Here is a 20,238-nt window from a genome sequence, read left to right on the forward strand (position 1 = left end):
ATTTGTCCTATGGAAAAAGAACATCAAATATTTGGAATTAGAGCCATTATAGAAGCAATTCAGGCAGGAAAAGAAGTTGACAAAGTATTTATACAAAAAGAAATTTCCGGAGAATTAATGAAGGACCTGATGAAAGTGATGAAACGCGCTAACATCAACTTTTCATACGTTCCTGTTGAAAAACTAAATAGACTTACTCCAAACAATCACCAAGGGGCGGTTGCCACAATTTCACCAATAGGTTTCATCGATTTAGAACATCTTGTTGAATCAACAATAGAATCTGGAGCTAAACCACTATTTTTAATATTAGACCAAATTTCTGACGCCCGAAATTTTGGAGCAATAATTAGAACTGCTGAATGTACAGGAGTAAACGGAATTATTGTTCAGAAAGCCGGTTCGGCACCAGTGAATGGAGATACCGTAAAAACCTCAGCCGGAGCTGTATTTAATGTTCCAATTTGTAAAGTCGAACATATAAAAGATGCTATTTTCTATCTTCAGGGATCTGGAATTAAAACAGTCGCAGCAACTGAAAAAACAGATTCAAATATTTACGATTTATCACTAAACGAACCTGTAGCTATTATTATGGGCTCTGAAGATCGCGGAATCAATCCTTCTGTACTTAAAATCGTAGATGAAAAAGCAAAGTTACCAATGTTTGGTTCCATAGGATCTTTGAATGTTTCTGTTGCTTGTGGCGCTTTTCTATACGAAGCCGTACGTCAGAGAACTTAACAAGACCGAGAATTAAGGTACTACTTTAAAAAAAATGATAAATGCCTTTAAACTCTGTTTCTAAAATATCATCCAAAAAAATAAAGCTAATACTTGTAATTCTATTTATTACAAGTATTAGTTACTCACAAACTACAAATTACAGTCAGTTTTGGAATGAAATTCAATTTAACAGAAGCATAAGTGAAAAATGGTCGGCCGAGTTTGATATTGCAGGCACCTATAGCAGTACAACCTCAAACTCTAATTTATTTGAACAAAACATACAGCGATCACTTCGTGTATGGGGACATTATTACCTAACACCACGTTGGAAACTTTCGGCTTCATTAGCTTATTTCAACAATAAAGATGTTCCAGAAATTGGACAATTTGAATCACCTGAATGGAGATTTGCGCCACAGGGAATCTATTACTTTCACAAAACCGGTTACACGCTAAGTACCAGAATGCGACTTGAATGGCGTCACATGAAAAACCAACAGGATGATTATGAAAACGTACTTAGATACCGTCAACAAGTCAAATACCTTCAACCAATCAACAGCAAAATATTGAGACAAGGAGTTGTTTACGCAATTGCTTCGGATGAAGTCTTTTTAAAAACCGGTTCAAAAGTTACAGGAGAAAGTTTTTTTGACCGAAACAGATTAAATTTAGGAGCCGGATATCTATTTACCGACGATATACAAGTAGAATTGACTTACGCTAATGAATTTCTACCCAGAAACTCCGGGAACCAAACTGTCAATGCAGCATCGTTAACGATAACTTTTAACAATCTCTATAGAAATATACACAAAAATTTACTTGAGAAAAATCAAACTCAAACAGACGAGTAATTCTACTCCTCGTCCTTCTTTAAAAAACAATTAAGCTGCTTTATAATAGCATCCTTATGAAGTTTGAATTTATATTCCCTTATAAATTCCGTTCCTTCCATTTTTATCTCTGCTGAAATCGCTTCATTCTTCGAAAAAGAAGCTAAGTCATTTTCATTAATAAGATACAAAACCTGCATAATAGAGTCATTATCCATGTATTGCGTGTCGTAATGCGATAATTTATAAACGTTATTATCTGATAAATGCATAATTAGATCGCCTTTAATCTTTTTTCCTTCTTTTTTAGGTGGAAATGGTGTAGGTTGTAACGCAATAAAATAATGTTCTTTATCTGTCAGAACATTTATTTTTAAAGATTTTGCTTGAGTAGTATAAAAAACTGCAGGCTCAAAGTAATACATCATACTACCATCAGCAGAAAGTTTATTCTTTACATCACATTGCGCAATTACTTTCGAGCACCAAAAACTACACAATCCGAATAACACAAAAACTAAACTCCTCATAGTCTAAAAATTAAATTAAACAGCACAAAACAAATTTAATCTATTTAAATTACAAACTACTTATCTTCAGATTCCTTTTTGGTTATAACGTAATAAACCGGAACACTCGGACTAAAATAAGAGGTTAGACTTTCAGATTCGATTTCTTCTTTTTCTTTAACTATAAAATTTCCATTTTCATCAAAATGTTTCATAAAAGCATCTTCCTCCGCATTAAAATCTGGTCTTTGCCAGTCATAGACAATTGGTTTTGCATATTCCGGAGCTTTATAAAACAAACTCAATACAAAACCCGTAATCAGACCGGCCAAATGACCTTCCCAAGAAATTGAAGCATCAACTTCAGGAAAAACATACCATATCATACCTCCATACAGTAAAATAACCGAAAGAGAAAGCGCAACTAAACGATAATAACGAGTTTGAATTCCCTTAAAGAAAATAAAACTAACTAAAACATAGATTAATCCACTTGCACCTATATGATAGTTTTCACGACCAATAATCCAGGTTAACAAACCAGAGAAAAGAATACCATAACCAATTACTCCAAAAGTTTGTTTTGGATAAAAAAACTGCAAAGCTGCCAGCAATACTAAAAGCGGTATAGAATTATTATATAAATGTTCTAAATTCTCATGTATAAAAGAACTGAATAAAATCCCTTGTAGGCCCGAAAAATCTCTTGGATAAATTCCGTATTGATAAAAATCAAAATCAAACCGAATCTGAAACCAATAAATAACCCACAAAAAAAGAACAAAAAGCACCGGAAGCACTAATACTGCATTTGAAAACTTAAAGTTATTATCATTCATCTTTCTGGAAATTTATACAATAATTATCAAAAAACTATCCAAATATAATTTACTGATAATTTGTCAGACTCATTAAGTAATTAACTTTTTAAACTATAAAATTAAAGCTTAAAATAGTAATTTTACAAAATGGAAGCACCTTTAGCCGAGCGTATTCGCCCACAAAAATTAGAAGATTATATCAGTCAGAGTCATTTGGTTGGTCCAAATGGTTCTTTGACGCAACAGATTTCAAAAGGAATTATACCCTCTTTGATATTTTGGGGGCCACCTGGTACAGGCAAAACGACTTTGGCACAAATTATTGCACAGGAATCTAAAAGACCTTTTTATGTGCTGAGTGCCATCAATTCGGGTGTAAAAGATATTAGAGATGTTATCGAAAAAGCAAAACAAAGCGGCGGCTTATTTACTGCCAAAAACCCGATTTTGTTCATTGATGAGATTCATCGTTTCAGCAAATCACAGCAAGATTCTCTTTTAGCTGCGGTAGAAAAAGGCTGGATTACACTTGTTGGCGCAACAACAGAGAATCCAAGTTTTGAAGTTATTCCTGCTCTCTTATCCCGTTGTCAGGTATATGTATTAAATGCTTTCACAAAAGATGATCTCGAAGCATTATTACATCGAGCCATGAAAACGGATGTATATCTTTCAACTAAAAAAATCAATTTAAAAGAGACTGAAGCACTTCTGAGACTTTCAGGCGGCGATGGCCGAAAACTCCTTAATATTTTTGAACTCGTAATAAACGCATCTGCAGGTGACGAAATTACGATTACAAACAGTCGTGTTTTAGAACTTGTGCAACAGAATACCGTTTTGTATGACAAAACTGGCGAACAACACTACGATATTGTTTCGGCATTCATAAAATCAATCCGCGGAAGCGATCCTAACGGCGCTGTATATTGGCTGGCAAGAATGATCGAAGGCGGCGAAGATGTAAAATTTATTGCCCGAAGAATGCTCATTCTCTCCAGCGAGGATATTGGAAACGCAAATCCTACAGCATTTATAATGGCCAATAATACTTTTCAGGCTGTTACAACTATCGGTTATCCTGAAAGCAGAATAATATTAAGTCAATGTGCAATTTACTTAGCAACTTCTCCAAAAAGTAATGCTTCGTATATGGCGATTGGCAATGCACAACAACTGGTTAAACAAACAGGAGATTTACCGGTTCCAATTCATTTGCGAAATGCACCGACAAAACTAATGAAAGAGCTAGGTTACGGTGATGACTATAAATATTCGCATGACTATGCTAATAACTTTGCCGAACAGGAATTTCTTCCGGATGCCATAATAGAAACGGTTCTTTACAATCCTGGAAGCAACTCTAGAGAGAATAGCAACCGCGAATTTCTAAAGAACCGTTGGAAGGATAAATACGGTTATTAAACCCTATTTTTATTTTTAAAACTTAACTGAAATTTTTTCAGAAATCAATTTATCGTTTTGATAATACTCAAAAAACCATTGATTGTCTTTTGCATTTAAAGTTCCCTGAACTCCATCTTTAATAGCGATGAACGAATCAGGACGTGAAGTTTTCAACAACTTTATAACTACTTTAGGCGTTTTGTCAATTAATTGGTAGCCGTTTTCAGTTGGCTGTGCATATAAAAGATTTGGATCTGATGTATCGGCCACAGGAGCTGAAACCTGAGTTGCTGCAGGAACAACAGCAGCACTGACCGCAATTGGAGCCGCAGTAACCGGAGCCGATTTAGTTGCTGGCGCAACCGGATTTCCACTATATTTATAATGTAATGCATAAATAGATGTAAAAGCCGCATTTAAACTTTCTCTATAAGCAAGTTCAAAATCTTTTTCCTTGCTTCTACCCACTTCAGAAGTATAAATCACTTTTCCATAGCAATCCTTAAACTCAACAAATAATTTGGTCACCAAAAAAGCATTGTCTTTTCGAACATCCATATATAAAAGCTGACAACGATCGCTAAACTCCGCAGGAATTTCTTCGTTTGCATAAAAGGCCTGAAAACCTGCTTTAAGTAAGTTTGACTTGCTTATAGTAGACATTCTATACTGATTTTCCGATTTAAGAAATTCATATTTTAGCGGAACTATGACTGCTTTGTAGTCATTTACATTTTGAGCAAATCCAATAACCGAAACAAGAAGCGCAACCAATAAAAGTTTAATTTTCATCTTTTATAAATATTTTTTAAGTTCTAATAAATGTTTTATCTGTTTAATATTTTGAGAAACCTCTATATTTTTTTCATTAAAGAAAATAGCATCCAAACCAGCGTTTAAAGCGCCATTTACATCGGCATCCAAACAATCTCCAATCATGATGCTACTACTTTTTGAAGTTTGAGCCAAATTAACAGCATAATCAAAGATAATACTATTTGGTTTCTTCACACCGGCCAATTCCGAATTTGTAATTGTCTTAAAATAACCACCAAGTGAAGCATTATTAATTTTTTTATCCTGAACACTTGCAAAACCATTTGTTATAATATGAAGTCTGTACTTAGGTTTTAAATATTCAAGAACTTCAATCGCACCGTCAAAAAGATGATTATTATCTGTTAAAAATTCAATATAATCATTTGCAATATCATTAATGCTTTCGTCTGAAATCTGATAATCTAAAGCATCAAAAGAAAATTTCAATCTATTGTAACGCAATTCAACATGAGTTATTTTATCTTCCTGATATAACTTCCAGCATTGCTGATTTATAGGCGCGTACTTCTCAATAAAATCAGGTGTTTTAATTTCGGGATATTTACTTTTAAAAATTCGATCAAACGCCATTTCAGAATTTTTATCGAAATCCCAAAGTGTGTGATCTAAATCAAAAAAAACATCTGTAATAGTCGTATTCATAATCTAAAAAATTCCTTCATCTACAAAACTATAATATTTTGATTCAGTAATGATCAAATGATCCAAAATTTTAACATCTAAACTTTCACCTGCAAGCTTAATCTTTTGCGTCAACAGCTTGTCTGCTTCACTGGGTTGCAAATTGCCTGACGGATGATTATGACATAAAATCAGACTAGTAGCCCCCATTTCCAAAGCTAATTTAAAAACTAACCTTACGTCAACTATGGTTCCCGTAATTCCGCCTTTACTCAACTGTGTTTTCGAAAGTACTTTATTAGAATTATTCAGAAAAAGCACCCAAAACTCTTCGTGAACCAATTCACCTATTATGGGCTGCATAATCTCAAAAACCAGTTTACTCGATGTAACTTTGACCAACTCTACAGCTTCTTCTGCTCTTCGGCGACGACCCAATTCTAAAGCCGCAATTATTGAAATCGCTTTGGCCTCGCCTATTCCTTTAAAATTCATTAACTGCGCAATTGACATCTTTCCGAGTGCGTTCAAATTATCAGCACTCGCCAGGATTCTTTTGCTTAACTCTACTGCCGATTCATTTCGACTTCCGGAACCAATCAAAATCGCTACTAATTCCGCATCACTTAAAGCGTTTTTTCCTTTCAACATTAATTTTTCGCGGGGCCTGTCATCTTCTGACCAATTTGAAATTGGGAAATGAGATTTTTCCATAAACTAAATGATTTTCTAAAAAGCGAATATATCAAAAAAGAAAGAAAAATCTGTCATTAAGTTTTAATTAGAAATTAAATAATGAAAAAAATCTAAACCAAAAAAAAGCCGATTGTCTATAACAATCGGCATATTATCTCATTGACTAATTGCCACATTTTCTAATTAATCAGATCTTTTACTTCATCAAAATTTAATCCTCCGTAATTTCCTGAGCTCATTAATAAAAGTGCCGAATTATCTAAATTCAAATTAAACAAATACTCTTTGAATTCAGCTGGATTCGTATAAATTATAAGATCTTCACGATTAAACGCTTTTGCAATCTGCTCGTAAGTCACTTCTTCCAACTGTTTAATTTTTACTGCATCCGGAGAATAGAAAACTACTGCAACATCAGCATATTCTAAGGCGCCTTCATATTCTTTCAAAAATTCGGCATTTAAACTGCTATACGTGTGAAGCTCTAAACATGCTACCAAAGTCCTGTTCGGATATTGTTCTTTTACCGCTTTTGTCGTTGCGGCAACTTTACTTGGCGAATGCGCAAAATCTTTATAAGCGACTCTGCCTTTACCTTCTGCAATTTTTTCCAAACGTTTTGAAGCACCTTTAAAGCTCGCTATAGCTTCATAAAAGTCGGCTTCATCAACACCCATATTTTGGCAAATCCATTTAGCTCCAGCTAGATTATTTAAGTTATGCGCTCCAAAAACTTCAATTGGCATATCACCTTCCGGAGTTTTTAATAAAGTTACACCGTCACTTACAGTATATTCAGGAGTATGATACGCTAATTTACGAATTGGATTCGTCGCTGCTTCTGCAACACGTTTTACTTCAGGATCATTTTCGTTGTAAACCAAAATTCCACCGTTCGTAATTTTCTCAATAAAAATTTCAAATTGCTCTACGTAATTTTCATACGTTGGAAAAACATTAATATGATCCCATGCAATTCCTGAAATCAAAGCAATGTTTGGCTGATATAAATGAAATTTCGGACGTCTGTCTATTGGAGAAGACAAATATTCATCACCTTCCAAAACCATAAAATCGTTTTCTTCTGTAAGATGCACCATTGTATCGAAACCTTCTAATTGAGCTCCAACCATATAATCAACAGCAATATTATGATAATGCATTACATGCAAAATCATCGAAGTAATCGTAGTTTTTCCGTGTGAACCACCAATTACAACACGCGTTTTATTTTTTGATTGTTCATATAAAAACTCAGGATATGAGTAAATTTTCAATCCTAATTCCTGAGCTTTCAATAATTCCGGATTATCCGCTTTGGCGTGCATTCCTAAAATGATTGCATCAATATCGGCAGTAATTTTCTCTGGAAACCAGCCTAATTCAGCGGGAAGAATTCCCTTTTTTTCTAATCTTGATTTTGATGGCTCAAAAATAGCATCGTCGCTTCCTGTAACCTGATATCCTTTATTATGTAATGCTAAAGCTAAATTATGCATAGCGCTCCCGCCTATTGCGATGAAATGTGTTTTCATTTAAATTCCAATTTTTAATTGCTTCGTCAGTTCGCTGACGCTCGTTTCCCAATTCTAAAAATTATCCCAGAATCCAGGTTTGATATTTTAATTATTTTGAGTCAAATTTTCGTTTCAGTTCTTGAGCTTTCCTAGGCTCTTTTAATTTGTTCAAATATAAATTATATAATTTTTGAAATGTAACTTTTGAATTGCCAATTTCATGTGCTTTCATATAATTTTTTTCTGCCGATGCATATCTCTTAAAATACTCGTCTATTCGCCCTCTTGATAAATAACCGTCTACAGGTGAAAACTGAGCCAACTCATTTGAATATGAAAATGCTTTCGATTCACTTCCGCCTAAAATCCCGGGCAATTGCAAATATATTTCAATTAAAGCCCATCTAGCCTGAACATGTTTTGGATTGAGTTCTATTGCTTTTTCAAAGGCTTCTTTCATATCGCCAACCATTCCGAAAGCTTTAAGTTTATTTACTTCAGTCGCTCTCATCGCCAGACAGCCTCCGTATTTAAAAAAATAATCTGCTTCAGCAGGTTTTAATTCTTTAAGCTTCTTGAAATATTCAGCTCCTGTCACCCACTCTTTCTTATGAGCTGCAATTTCTCCTAAGTATTCCAGTGTTTTGATATCTAAAGGTTTTTGCTTTAAAATTCCCTCAAGAATAGGTTGGGCTTCATCGTATTTTTTAGCACGAAACAACTTTTCTGCTTTATCAAAATTAGATTGTGACCAAATGCAAATTGGAACAAATAAGAAAAAGAGTAGCAGTTTTTTCATATCCAAAAATAACGAAATATCGAATTCGAAAATTTCTATTGAAGATAAATTAGTAATTTGTACGAAAAATTTTCAAACACGATTCCAACCTTTTTAGATAAATAGGACTCTATAAATAAAAAAACAATTTTATGAAAAATATATTATTTGTATTCTTATTGATTTCCACAGCCGTTTTTAGTCAACAAAATGCTAAAAAATGGGAAAAAGTGAGAGCTTTTGAAAACGAGGGAAAAATAAAATCTGCAAATGAAATTGTAACGAAAATTTATAAAAGATCAGTTGCCAGAAAAGATGAAGTACAAATGATAAAATGCTTTTTTTATCAATCGAAATATTCACAGGTTCTTGATGAAAATTCGAAAACTAAAATTGTAGACAATTTAAAAACCGACATTAGTCGCGTATCTATTCCTTCCAAAGCTATTCTGAATTTAATTTATGCAAAATATCTAAAAGATCATTCCAACTATTATGATGATGTCTATGCCATTGTAGATAGCGCCGCCGTAATGATAGATAGTGCTGCTGCAACGATTGATACCGCAGCTGTTAGCGGGATTAAAGTTGAAGAAGTTGATTCTGTAGAAGTTCCGCATTCAGATTATATTCCTCAGGAAATTACAACTGAAGATGATGTCATTGCTACTTTCAATAAAACATTAGAAAATGAAGCAATATTAAAAGCCACACCACTAATCAAATATAAAGACATTTTTGATTATCCGGATTTAGAAAAGTTTAAACAAGAAAATTTATGGAATTATTTACTAAAAGAAAACATAACTTTTTTTACAGAAAAAATTGAATCCTGGAAAATCCGAAATAGTGATTTTTCAATTTACAAAGACCAGATTTTAGGGAATTCAAATGCATTTTTAAAACTAAATCTTGACTTTCTACAAGAGCCAAATGCTAAAAAAGTTTTGGCACTTTATCAAAAATTAGAATCGGATGATCCATCACTAAAAAACCAATTGGAACGTGCAAAGTTTTGTCAACAGTATTTATTAAAATCGAATGAAGATTTTAGTGTTTTTTTAAATAAAATAGAAAAAGAAACTCAAGACAAAAATCTTATTCAAAATATAAAATTAGAACAAGCACAAATTCTATTAGACGAAGCTTCAAAAGAATTACATCCGAGTAATAATATTAAAGCATTAGAAGTATTAAATGAAGTTATTAAAATTAATGAAAACTCAAACTTCGCAAAACAGGCAGTGTCTAAGAAATACGATATTTTATCAAAATTTTTAGCTATTCAGTTTCAGAAAAACAGTTATGAAAATGAAAACACAAGAGCTTTTATTAATTATAAAAATGTCAAAAAATTTAAGATTTCATTTTACAAAATTGATCTTTTGAAAGTTGGCAAGTTTAGTAGATTGTATGAAGTTAATCGAGATTCTTTAGCTAATTCGATAGTAAAAAATCAAAATATAATAAAGACCGAAAATTATAATCTGATTGATAAAGAAAATTATTTCACTTATTCAACAGAAGTATTATTACCAAAATTACCGGTAGGAAACTATTTAGCTTATTTTGAAAGCGATTCAGATTCAAAAGATCAGAAATCATCTGGTTTTGAAGTTCTAACGATTTCTAATATTTCAGTTCTTGCCTCTAAAAAAGAGAGAACCGAAAACTATCAGGTTTTAGATCGAAAAACCGGAAAACCGCTAAAAGATGTTACAGTGGAATTTGAAGAAAAAAATGCAAAAACAAATTTAGACGGAATCGCAACATTCAATTCGGAAACCAACGAGTACGATTATAATTACAGACAAAAACCCATTAAACTTACACAAACCGGAGATAGTATTTTAGTGCACAAAAACTATCTCCCATATAAGGAGGATTACAAATTATCTGAAAACAACAGAATGAAAGGAAAAATTGAATTCTATCTGGATCGTGCCATTTATAGACCTGGTCAAACTGTTTTTTATAAAGGAATTGCCATTCAAAAAAGCAATAATAAAACAAGTATTACTGCCAATGCAACCTTCAAAATTAATGTCAGTGATGGAAATGGTCAATCTATTAAAGAATTTGAAGTAACAACAAATGAATATGGTTCTTTTTTTGGTGAATTTACAATACCAAAAACAGGTATAACCGGTAGCTACCTTATTAGTGCACAAAAACCAGAAAATCTATCAAATACAGGTCAGACTTATTGGGACAAAGTGTCCATAAATTACAGCAATGCCACGATGTATTTTCGTGTTGAAGAATATAAGCGTCCAAAATTTGAAGTAACTTTTGATGCTAAAAAAGAAAGTTTCCAACTTAATCAGCCTGTTAAAATAAAAGGTAGTGCAAAAGCTTTCGCTGGAAGCAATATATCAGATGCTACTGTAAAATATACCGTAACCAGATATACTACGTATTTGAGAAATTATTATGGGCGCGAGGAAAACGAAACTTTAGCAGTTGGAGAAACAAAAACGGATAATTCTGGGAAATTTGTTATCGATTTTACCGCCATACCTCCTAAAAACAATTCGAAAGAGAATCTACCTATTTTTAATTACGAAATTTCAGCGGCTGTTACCGATATAAATGGCGAAACACATTCTGCCCTAACAAATGTAAAAATTGGTTATCATGATTTGATCTTAAGTGCTCAAATCGCCAATACGATTGAAACCAAAAATAATAACGAAGTTGCCTTAACTAGTACTAATTTAAATGGAGAATTTCTGGCAGTTAAAGGCGAGATAAAATTGTATTATCTAAATCCGCTTTCTAGCAAATTCAAAACAAGAAAATTTCTAAAACCTGAAATCGAAACAATTTCTCCCGAAGATTTTGACAAATTATTTCCGTATGAAATTTCAGAAAATGAAGCCAACAAAAATTCTTCAGAAACTTTATTATTCTCAAAAAATATCGATACTCAAAAAGACAAAAAAGTACTACTGGATTTTATTTCGAATTATAAATCCGGTAATTATAAAATTGTGTTTTCAGCGAAAGATACCTTTGGCAACCCGATTGAAACTACCTCTAACTTCATAATCAAACAAAGCAAAGACAAATTCAATCCAAGTAAATTACTAAATGCACAACAGCTTAACAGTGATCCTAAAAAAGATGGTTTTGTTCTTGTAAAAATTACATCAATTATTCCGGAACTGTATGTTTTAACAAATGCCAACTATCAAAATAAAACCTATTTTGATAATCACATACATTTACAAAATCATGAAACCACAGTTAAAGTTCCACTAAAAAAAGAATTTGAAACACAAATACTAGTAGATTTTCAATGTGTATTCGATAATGATATTTTTACTGAAACTATTACTATTCCACTTAAAAGCCAAGAGCAAAAATTAGAATGGACAATTGAGAGTTTTAGAAATAAAATACAACCCGGAACAAATGAAAATTGGTCATTTAAACTGAACGGTTTTAACACAAAAAAAGAAGCTGAAGTTTTGGCTTCGATGTATGATAGCTCTTTGGATCAGTTTTCTGTAAAAAATTGGGATCTTTTAAAATTTGAAGATAATTATTACAACGGCACAAATTTTAAAACAGGTTTAGGTTTTGATATTAGTTATGCGTCTGTAGAAAATCTTAATGAAAGATTTCCGCAATTAATTTTCAGCAATGAAGAAACCCAATTAAAATGGTTTGGTTTTAATTTTTACGACAGTAGATATGGTGACTCGCTGGGCATTACGATTACGGAGCTAAAAGATAAAAAAGTGGGAAGCGAAACAATAAAAGGAGATCCAGATGCTGTAATGGCAGTTGGGGCAGGATTAGCAAATGCTGTAGTTGAAGAAGATAATCAGGTTTACAATACTGCTGCAGTAGCCATGACACTAGATGAAGTCCGTTTTGTTAAACCTGTCGTTGCGTCTGCACAGGAAACGACTGAAAATCCTCCATACTTTCAAACAAATAAGGTAAAATTCATCCCAGGTAAAAAGATCATCAGTGGACTAACCAACATGGTTATCACTGCATCAACTCTGTATGTAATTGATGGAGAAATCTCATCAGAAGACAATTTCAATAAAATAAATCCAGAAGATATTTTGGACATTGATTTTTTGACTTCAGATAAAGCAATCCGCATATACGGAAGCAAAGGCGCAAACGGCGTAATCATCATTACAACAAAAAAAGCACTCGAAGCTCTTACCCAAGTAAAAGCAAGAAAAAACCTTTCAGAAACGGCTTTCTTTCTGCCAAACTTAAAAACCGATGCAACTGGAAAAGTAAGTTTCAATTTTACTTCTCCCGAAGCTTTAACTGCCTGGAAACTGCGTTTACTGGCACATAATAAAGATGCTGTTTCCGGTTATTTGGAGAAAAGCGTTGTTACACAAAAAGAATTGATGCTTTTACCGAATTTCCCACGCTTCTTTAGAGAAAAAGACACCATTCTAATCTCTGCTAAAATTTCAAATATTACAGACAAAGCCAAAAGCGGAATTGCGATTCTCCAGTTTTTTGATGCTGTAACGATGCAGCCAATTGATGCTAAAATGCTGAATGCAAAAAATGTTAGAAATTTCAATGTTGGCGCTTTTGGAAATACAACTGCAACCTGGACAATTTCGATTCCAGAAGGTTTGCAAGGTGTTCAATATAAAATTTTGGCCAAAGCCGATAATTTTTCGGATGGAGAAGAGAATATACTTCCGGTTTTAACAAACAATATGTTGGTAACTGAAAGTATTCCGGTTTGGGTTCGTGAAAATTCGACTAAAGAATACACATTTGAGAATTTAAAAAGCAACAATTCTTCGACTTTAAGAAATCATCAGTTTACACTTGAGTATACTTCAAACCCAACTTGGCTCGCGATACAGTCCTTGCCTTATTTAATGGAATACGAACACGAATGTGCCGAGCAGACTTTCGCACGTTTTTACGCAAACTCTTTGGCTTCAGAAATTATTTCAAGCAATCCAAAAATTGCAACATTATTTGAAGACTGGAGAAAAAGCGGAAAACTGAATTCAAAATTAGAAGAAAACGAAGAATTAAAGTCCCTTATTTTGGCTGAAACACCTTGGCTGAAAGATGCTCAAAATGAAAATGAAAAGAAGAAAAATTTAGCACTTTTATTTGATTTGGAAAAAATGAAAACTTCGCAAGAAGCTACTTTCGAAAAATTGAAGCAAAAACAAAAATCTTCGGGTGGATTTTCATGGTTTGACGGAAGCGATGAAAACGAATACATTACCAGACACATTCTGGCTGGTTTAGGTCATTTATCAAAATTAAACAACAAAGAAGATAACGAAAATAAAATAGATGAAATCGCCAAAACCGGAATTCCATTTTTAGATGCTAAATTTTTAGAATCATATAAAAACAGGACTAAAAACTTAAAGCCAACAGAAAAACTAATTTGGATCAATCCAAATGCTGATTTACATTATCTCTACGCCAGAAGCTTTTATTTAGAAAATTACAAATTATCAGATACATTAAAAAAAGCAACCAAGCTGTATATTGACGTTATTAAAAAAGATTGGTTATCGTATTCACTTTACGAAAAAGGATTAGCCACTTTGGCATTAAACCGTTTTGGAGAAAAAGAAACAGCAAAAAAAATAATTGAAAGCTTAAAAGAAACCTCATCAAATAATGAAGATTGGGGAATGTACTGGATTGCCAACAAATCAGGCTGGTTTTGGTATCAGGCGCCTATAGAAACTCAGGCTTTATTGATCGAGGCTTTCGCCGAAGTGAATAACGACACAAAATCTGTCGATGCAATGAAAGTATGGCTTTTGAAAAATAAACAAACCAAAAACTGGCCCACAACAAAATCGACAACTGAAGCTATTTATGCTTTATTAATGCAAGGAACCGATTGGCTTTCTGTAAAAGATAACACAGTGATAAAACTCGGAGATGAAAAAATCATAACTAAAAAATTAGCCGAAAACGAAAAAGAAGCTGAGACCGGTTACATCAAACTAAACTGGAAAGCTGATGAAATTAAAAAAGAAATGGCTTCTATAAAAATTCAGAATAAATCTAAAGTTTCCGGATTTGGAGGTGTTTATTGGCAATATTTTGAAGATTTGGATAAAATCAAAAATAATTCCGGAGCAGTTTTATCTGTTTCAAAAGAATTGTACCTAAAGAAAAGCACTTTGAAAGGCCAAGAATTAGAAAAGATTACAGCCAAAAATTCCTTAAAAACTGGAGATTTAGTTACTGTTCGATTAATTATTACATCAAAAGAAGACACTGAATATGTTCATCTAAAAGACATGCGTGCTTCTTGCTTTGAGCCTGTAAATGTACTTTCTGAATATCAGTACAAAGATCGTTTGGGCTATTATATGAGTACAAAAGATGCCGCAACGCATTTCTTCTTTGATCAAATCAATAAAGGAACTTATGTTTTAGAATACGACATCAGAGTAAATAACAGCGGAGAATTCTCAAACGGAATTACGACTATTCAAAGTATGTATGCTCCCGAATTTGCAAGTCATACGAAAGGAATTCGAGTGAAAGTTAATTAATAAAATCCCAATTTTTAAATTCCAAATTCCAAGGAAATGAGATAAAAAAAACCTAACAGTTTTAATCCTGTTAGGTTTTGAATATTTATTTTACATCGAACTATATAATCCCAATAGTTTCCATTTTTTTGAGAATTTGGAATTTGGGATTTATAAATTGGAATTTAAAATCAGATTATTTCGCAATCGTCAACTCATCAATAATGTTTTTCGCACCAGCGTATTTGTCAATAATCCAAAGTACATAACGAATATCAACATTGATTGTTCTTTGTAATTTTGGATCGAAAATAACGTCTCCTGCCATAGCTTCGATGTTACCGTCAAAAGCAATTCCGATTAATTCTCCTTTTCCGTTAAGAACCGGTGAACCAGAATTTCCTCCTGTAATATCATTATCTGTTAAGAAGTTTACCGGCATGTAACCTGCTTTATCAGCATATTGACCGAAGTCTTTTTTCTTATTCAACTCTAATAAACGAGCTGGCAAATCAAATTCCTGATCTCCTGCTTTGTACTTTTTCACCATACTTTCCATTGTAGTATAGTTGTTGATTTTAGCATCATTACGAGGATCCGCAGGCAAAGCACGAACTTTTCCGTAAGTTAATCTCAATGTAGAGTTTGCATCAGGATACTGAATTGCATTTAATTTTGATTCTCTCAAACCTTCTACCAATTTACGGTATGCGATTGCAAAACCATCATCAGCTTTTGCCTGATCATCTGTTTTAGCACGGTATTTTGTCAATAAATCATTAGAAATAATATACAACGGATCGTGTACAATTGCCAATGGTTTTGGATTAGCCATAAATGCCAATACTTTCTCTTTATTAGTAAAATAACTAATTTCAGTTGCTTTTGCTACATCTGCAGTAAAATCACCATTATTAGCAGCTTTCATTTTTGCGATTTCTGGAGCAAGTCCATATTCAGCAGCTTTAGAAGCATATAAATTTAACTGAGCCGTAAGAAGATCTTTTTCTAACGGAGCATAAAAATCACCATAAATATTGTCAATCATCGTATTGATTTTAGGCAACATTTCAGCTCTTTTCGCATCATTCTCATTATAGTATGCAATAAGTGCATTACCCAAATTAGCCGGTCCAGTTGCATAACTTGAAGTACGCATAACCTGCATTAAATAATTATCGTGACGCGCTTTCAAGTTTGTTTCTCTGTAATAATCGTTGATTGTCGGAATTACATTTTCATACTTCGCCTTATTTTCAGCTTTGCTTGCCCATTCGTAAAACTTATCTTCCTGCGCTGTTTTTGTATCTACAGTTCCTGCTTTTGTTAAAGCATCAATCATACCTTGACGGTTTTTCCAGTAATTTGCTGTCGAAGCATATTTAGAAGCATATTGCAAACGTACTGTTGCGTCTTTGTCCATATACTTTTTCATTTGGTCCATTCCGGTCTTTGCACCTTCAACCCATGCAGGATACGCAAACTTAATGTTTTGCTCAATTCCTCCAGCCGGCATCCAGCGGTTTGTTCTTCCCGGATAACCTAAAATCATCGCAAAATCATTTTCTTTTACTCCTTTAATACTCACTGGCAAATAATGTTTTGGCTGCAATGGCACATTGTCTTTTGAGTACGTTGCAGGATTTCCGTTTTTGTCAGCATAAACTCTGAACATAGAGAAATCTCCAGTTTGACGAGGCCATTCCCAGTTGTCTGTGTCACCTCCAAATTTACCAACACTTTCCGGTGGCGTTCCAACTAAACGAACGTCTGTGTAATCTTGGTAAACAAAATAGTAATATTCATTTCCTTGGAAGAAAGGACGAACAGAAACAGTATATTTTCCGTTTTCGCTATTTTCTTTTTCAATTAAAGCGATCTCTTGCTGAATAATTTTGTTTCTTTCAGTTTCAGTCATTTGATCGTTTACTTTAGACAAAATTCTTTTTGAAACATCATCCATACGAACAAAGAAACGAACGTATAAAGATTTCGGTTTCATTTCTTCTGAACGATTTTTTGCCCAAAAACCATTTTTCAAATGATTTTGTTCTGCAGTCGAAAGTTCTGCAATCGCACTATATCCACAGTGATGATTTGTAAGAACTAATCCGCTGTTTGAAACAATTTCAGCTGTACATCCACCATTGAATTGCACAATAGCGTCTTTTAAACTATGGTGATTAATACTGTAAATTTCTTCGGCTGTCAATTGCAAGCCCATTTTCTCCATATCTCTATGGTTCAATCTTTCGATAAACATCAAAAACCACATACCTTCATCGGCTCTTACTGGCACAGCCATAAGACACATGGTCAAGAATAAAACTATTTTTTTCATGTTATTTTGTTTTAAGTAATGCGAATATAACGCATTTTCATAATTATATCATCTTAAGTAATCCTAAAATTAAAAATGACATTGATTTTTTAGCCGTTTATTACGAATTTAACATTCTAAAACAAAAAAGGCGTTCTGAACAGAACGCCTTTTTTGTTTTAGAAGTTACTAAGCTGCTAAGTTTCTAAGAGTCTAAGGTTTTTTCTTTGAACTTAGTAGCTTAGTAACTTTGAAGCTTAGAATTTTATTCATTAAGCATTTTCCAAAGTTTATCTTTTAAATCTGTCAAACCTTGTTGTGCAACAGATGAAATAAACATATAAGGAACATCTTTAAAAGAAACATCAAGTTCCGCTTTCAATTCCGCTTTTAATTCATCGTCAAGCATATCGCATTTTGAGATAACTAAAAGACGTTCTTTATCCAGCATTTCAGGATTGTATTTTGTTAATTCATTAACCAAAATATCATATTCCGCTTTAATATCAGGCGTATCAACAGGAACTAAAAACAACAAAGTTGAATTACGCTCAATATGGCGTAGAAAATAATGTCCTAAACCTTTTCCTTCAGCAGCACCTTCAATAATTCCGGGAATATCAGCAATTACAAAAGACTGGAAATCTCTGTAAGCCACAATTCCTAAATTTGGTTTTAAAGTCGTAAACGGATAATCGGCAATTTTTGGTTTTGCAGAAGTCAACACAGATAATAAAGTAGATTTTCCTGCATTTGGAAAACCAACCAATCCAACATCTGCCAGAACTTTAAGTTCCAGAATCACATCCATTTCGATTCCAGGTAAACCTGGCTGTGCATAACGTGGCGTTTGGTTTGTCGAACTTCTAAAATGCCAGTTTCCTAAACCTCCCTTTCCTCCTTTTGCCAGAATCCTTTTTTCGCCGTGTTCTGTTACTTCAAAAAGTGTTTCTCCGGTTTCTTTGTCTTTTACAACAGTTCCCAAAGGCACTTCAATGATTTTATCATCTCCATCTGCTCCGGTACTACGGTCTCCTCCACCATCTCCTCCGTGTCCCGCTTTAATGTGACGCGCAAACTTTAAATGAAATAATGTCCAGAGTCCTTTATTTCCCACTAAATACACATGTCCGCCACGGCCACCATCGCCACCGTCCGGACCACCTTTTTCAATAAATTTCTCTCTATGTAAATGCGTAGATCCTTTTCCTCCTTTTCCGGAAGAAACGTATATCTTAACGTAGTCTACAAAATTTCCTTCTGTCATTTTTGTTTGTTTATGTGTAGTTTCAGGTTTCAGATTTCATGTTTCAAGTTTACGCAACGCATAACCTGAAACATGAAACTTTAAACATGAAACAAATTTCCTTTACTCTTTAAGCGCTTTTACAAGCACTTTGTCAATTTTAACGCCATCCATGTCGATGACTTCTAAAACAAATTTCTGCCAAACCAGTTTTTCGCCTTCTTTTGGAATATGCGAAAGCTCGGTCATAATCATTCCGCTTACGGTGTTTACTTCGTAATCGTTTGTCAATTCGTCCAACTCAAAATAAGTTAAGAAATCATGCAATGAATAATGTCCGTCAACCAGCCATGAACCATCTTCTCTTTCTATCAACTGAAATTCATCTTTATAAAATTCAGATGCATCACCAACTAAAGCTTCCAAAATATCATTCAAAGTAATCATACCTTGAAAAACACCATATTCATCTGAAACTAAAGCATAGTGAACGCCGGTTTTTTTGAAATTCTCCAATGCTTTGTAAGCTGTCGTTTGCTCCATTAAATAAGGCGCATCTGACATTATTGAAGCCAAATCAAAATCATCTTTTTCGATGTTGGCAAAAATATTTTTTAACGTTACAACCCCAACAATATCATCGTAATTATCATTGTAAACAGGGTAAACAGCGTGTAAATCCTGAACTACTAATTCTTTAATTTTCGCCTTGTCTTCTTTTAGCGGAAGCATATCTACCGATTTGCGGTGTGTCATCAATGAACTCACTTTTCGGTCGCCAATATGAAAAACACGTTCCACAATATCCTGCTCAATTTCCTGAACTTCACCAACTTCGGTTCCCTCCTTGATAATTGCTTTAATTTCTTCTTCCGTAACTTTTCCGTCAGCGGTAGGTTTTATTTGCAAAACATTCAATAAAAAATCCGTTGAAGATGTTAGCAGCCAAATAAATGGCGCCGTAATTATCGAAATCACTTTCATTGGCATTGCAAACATTTTTGCGATTGCTTCCGGATAATTTAATCCAATTCGTTTTGGAAGCAATTCTCCCAAAACCAATGAGAAAAAAGTTAAAACAACCACCACAATCCCAACTGCAAGTGAATGTGCATAAGGTTTTAAAACTGCAAATCCAGAAACAAACTGCTCTACATCTATTGTAATTTTATCACCAGAATAAATACCTGTCAAAATTCCGATTAACGTAATCCCGATTTGTACCGTTGATAAAAATTTATTTGGAGAATTTGCCAGATCGAGCGCAATTTTGGCACCTTTATTTCCTTTTTTTGCCGCCGTTTCCAATCTGTTTTTTCTAGCCGAAATCAATGCAATTTCAGACATAGAGAAAACTCCGTTTAATAGTATTAGAAAAAATATTATTAGTATTTCCAATG

General features: G+C 33.5%; 14 protein-coding genes. 4 read left to right on the forward strand and 10 right to left on the reverse strand.

Annotated elements, in window-relative coordinates:
• Nucleotides 1-9: 9 nt before the first annotated feature.
• Together rlmB and BD847_RS19275 are read left to right on the forward strand one after the other, a co-directional pair.
• Nucleotides 10-744: a 23S rRNA (guanosine(2251)-2'-O)-methyltransferase RlmB gene (gene rlmB, locus BD847_RS19270; RefSeq protein ID WP_115889874.1), complete on the forward strand. Its 735-nt coding sequence runs from the start codon at nt 10-12 to the stop codon at nt 742-744.
• Between the two features lie 41 nt (nt 745-785).
• Complete coding sequence (locus tag BD847_RS19275; protein ID WP_115889875.1) at nt 786-1,586, forward strand: DUF2490 domain-containing protein; 801 nt, start codon at nt 786-788, stop codon at nt 1,584-1,586.
• A 2-nt stretch (nt 1,587-1,588) separates the two neighbouring features.
• Here the strand turns inward: BD847_RS19275 and BD847_RS19280 are convergent, their stop codons facing one another.
• Both BD847_RS19280 and BD847_RS19285 read right to left on the reverse strand, forming a co-directional pair.
• A complete protein-coding gene (locus tag BD847_RS19280; RefSeq protein ID WP_115889876.1) occupies nt 1,589-2,095 on the reverse strand; it encodes a hypothetical protein in 507 nt (168 codons plus the stop codon).
• 56 nt (nt 2,096-2,151) lie between these two features.
• Entirely contained in the window at nt 2,152-2,913 is a 762-nt protein-coding gene (locus tag BD847_RS19285) for a rhomboid family intramembrane serine protease (RefSeq protein WP_115889877.1), read from the reverse strand.
• 129 nt (nt 2,914-3,042) lie between these two features.
• On the opposite strand from BD847_RS19285, the gene BD847_RS19290 reads away from it, so the two are divergent.
• Nucleotides 3,043-4,320: a replication-associated recombination protein A gene (locus BD847_RS19290; RefSeq protein WP_115889878.1), complete on the forward strand. Its 1,278-nt coding sequence runs from the start codon at nt 3,043-3,045 to the stop codon at nt 4,318-4,320.
• 15 nt (nt 4,321-4,335) lie between these two features.
• Here BD847_RS19290 and BD847_RS19295 read toward each other — a convergent pair whose 3' ends face one another.
• The 5 genes from BD847_RS19295 to BD847_RS19315 form a co-directional block, all read right to left on the reverse strand.
• Entirely contained in the window at nt 4,336-5,094 is a 759-nt protein-coding gene (locus BD847_RS19295; protein ID WP_115889879.1) for a hypothetical protein, read from the reverse strand.
• Between the two features lie 3 nt (nt 5,095-5,097).
• On the reverse strand, nt 5,098-5,784 hold the full coding sequence (locus tag BD847_RS19300) for a YjjG family noncanonical pyrimidine nucleotidase (protein WP_115889880.1): 687 nt from the start codon (nt 5,782-5,784) through the stop codon (nt 5,098-5,100).
• 3 nt (nt 5,785-5,787) lie between these two features.
• Complete coding sequence (gene radC / locus BD847_RS19305; protein ID WP_115889881.1) at nt 5,788-6,477, reverse strand: RadC family protein; 690 nt, start codon at nt 6,475-6,477, stop codon at nt 5,788-5,790.
• Nucleotides 6,478-6,638: 161 nt separating this feature from the next.
• On the reverse strand, nt 6,639-7,994 hold the full coding sequence (locus BD847_RS19310; protein WP_115889882.1) for a UDP-N-acetylmuramate--L-alanine ligase: 1,356 nt from the start codon (nt 7,992-7,994) through the stop codon (nt 6,639-6,641).
• A gap of 91 nt (nt 7,995-8,085) precedes the next feature.
• Nucleotides 8,086-8,775 (reverse strand): tetratricopeptide repeat protein, encoded by a 690-nt coding sequence (locus BD847_RS19315; RefSeq protein ID WP_115889883.1) that lies wholly within the window; start codon nt 8,773-8,775, stop codon nt 8,086-8,088.
• 131 nt (nt 8,776-8,906) lie between these two features.
• Here BD847_RS19315 and BD847_RS19320 point away from each other — a divergent pair, with 131 nt between their 5' ends.
• Entirely contained in the window at nt 8,907-15,293 is a 6,387-nt protein-coding gene (locus tag BD847_RS19320; protein WP_115889884.1) for an alpha-2-macroglobulin family protein, read from the forward strand.
• Between the two features lie 175 nt (nt 15,294-15,468).
• Here the strand turns inward: BD847_RS19320 and BD847_RS19325 are convergent, their stop codons facing one another.
• From BD847_RS19325 to BD847_RS19335, 3 genes are all read right to left on the reverse strand, one after another.
• Entirely contained in the window at nt 15,469-17,613 is a 2,145-nt protein-coding gene (locus BD847_RS19325; RefSeq protein ID WP_115889885.1) for a S46 family peptidase, read from the reverse strand.
• A gap of 244 nt (nt 17,614-17,857) precedes the next feature.
• A complete protein-coding gene (gene obgE, locus BD847_RS19330) occupies nt 17,858-18,859 on the reverse strand; it encodes a GTPase ObgE (RefSeq protein ID WP_115889886.1) in 1,002 nt (333 codons plus the stop codon).
• A gap of 102 nt (nt 18,860-18,961) precedes the next feature.
• Nucleotides 18,962-20,236: a hemolysin family protein gene (locus BD847_RS19335; protein ID WP_115889887.1), complete on the reverse strand. Its 1,275-nt coding sequence runs from the start codon at nt 20,234-20,236 to the stop codon at nt 18,962-18,964.
• Nucleotides 20,237-20,238 lie beyond the last annotated feature (2 nt).

The sequence above is a fragment of the Flavobacterium cutihirudinis genome (assembly GCF_003385895.1).
GTDB lineage: Bacteria > Bacteroidota > Bacteroidia > Flavobacteriales > Flavobacteriaceae > Flavobacterium > Flavobacterium cutihirudinis.

Excerpts from the sequence above, each read along its gene's own strand:
- BD847_RS19290 (WP_115889878.1), top strand. The coding sequence starts at position 3,043 with ATGGAAGCACCTTTAGCCGAGCGTATTCGCCCACAAAAATTAGAAGAT.
- BD847_RS19285 (WP_115889877.1), bottom strand. The coding sequence starts at position 2,913 with ATGAATGATAATAACTTTAAGTTTTCAAATGCAGTATTAGTGCTTCCG.
- BD847_RS19300 (WP_115889880.1), bottom strand. The coding sequence starts at position 5,784 with ATGAATACGACTATTACAGATGTTTTTTTTGATTTAGATCACACACTT.
- BD847_RS19275 (WP_115889875.1), top strand. The coding sequence starts at position 786 with ATGCCTTTAAACTCTGTTTCTAAAATATCATCCAAAAAAATAAAGCTA.
- radC (WP_115889881.1), bottom strand. The coding sequence starts at position 6,477 with ATGGAAAAATCTCATTTCCCAATTTCAAATTGGTCAGAAGATGACAGG.
- obgE (WP_115889886.1), bottom strand. The coding sequence starts at position 18,859 with ATGACAGAAGGAAATTTTGTAGACTACGTTAAGATATACGTTTCTTCC.
- BD847_RS19315 (WP_115889883.1), bottom strand. The coding sequence starts at position 8,775 with ATGAAAAAACTGCTACTCTTTTTCTTATTTGTTCCAATTTGCATTTGG.
- BD847_RS19320 (WP_115889884.1), top strand. The coding sequence starts at position 8,907 with ATGAAAAATATATTATTTGTATTCTTATTGATTTCCACAGCCGTTTTT.
- rlmB (WP_115889874.1), top strand. The coding sequence starts at position 10 with ATGGAAAAAGAACATCAAATATTTGGAATTAGAGCCATTATAGAAGCA.
- BD847_RS19325 (WP_115889885.1), bottom strand. The coding sequence starts at position 17,613 with ATGAAAAAAATAGTTTTATTCTTGACCATGTGTCTTATGGCTGTGCCA.
- BD847_RS19280 (WP_115889876.1), bottom strand. The coding sequence starts at position 2,095 with ATGAGGAGTTTAGTTTTTGTGTTATTCGGATTGTGTAGTTTTTGGTGC.
- BD847_RS19310 (WP_115889882.1), bottom strand. The coding sequence starts at position 7,994 with ATGAAAACACATTTCATCGCAATAGGCGGGAGCGCTATGCATAATTTA.
- BD847_RS19295 (WP_115889879.1), bottom strand. The coding sequence starts at position 5,094 with ATGAAAATTAAACTTTTATTGGTTGCGCTTCTTGTTTCGGTTATTGGA.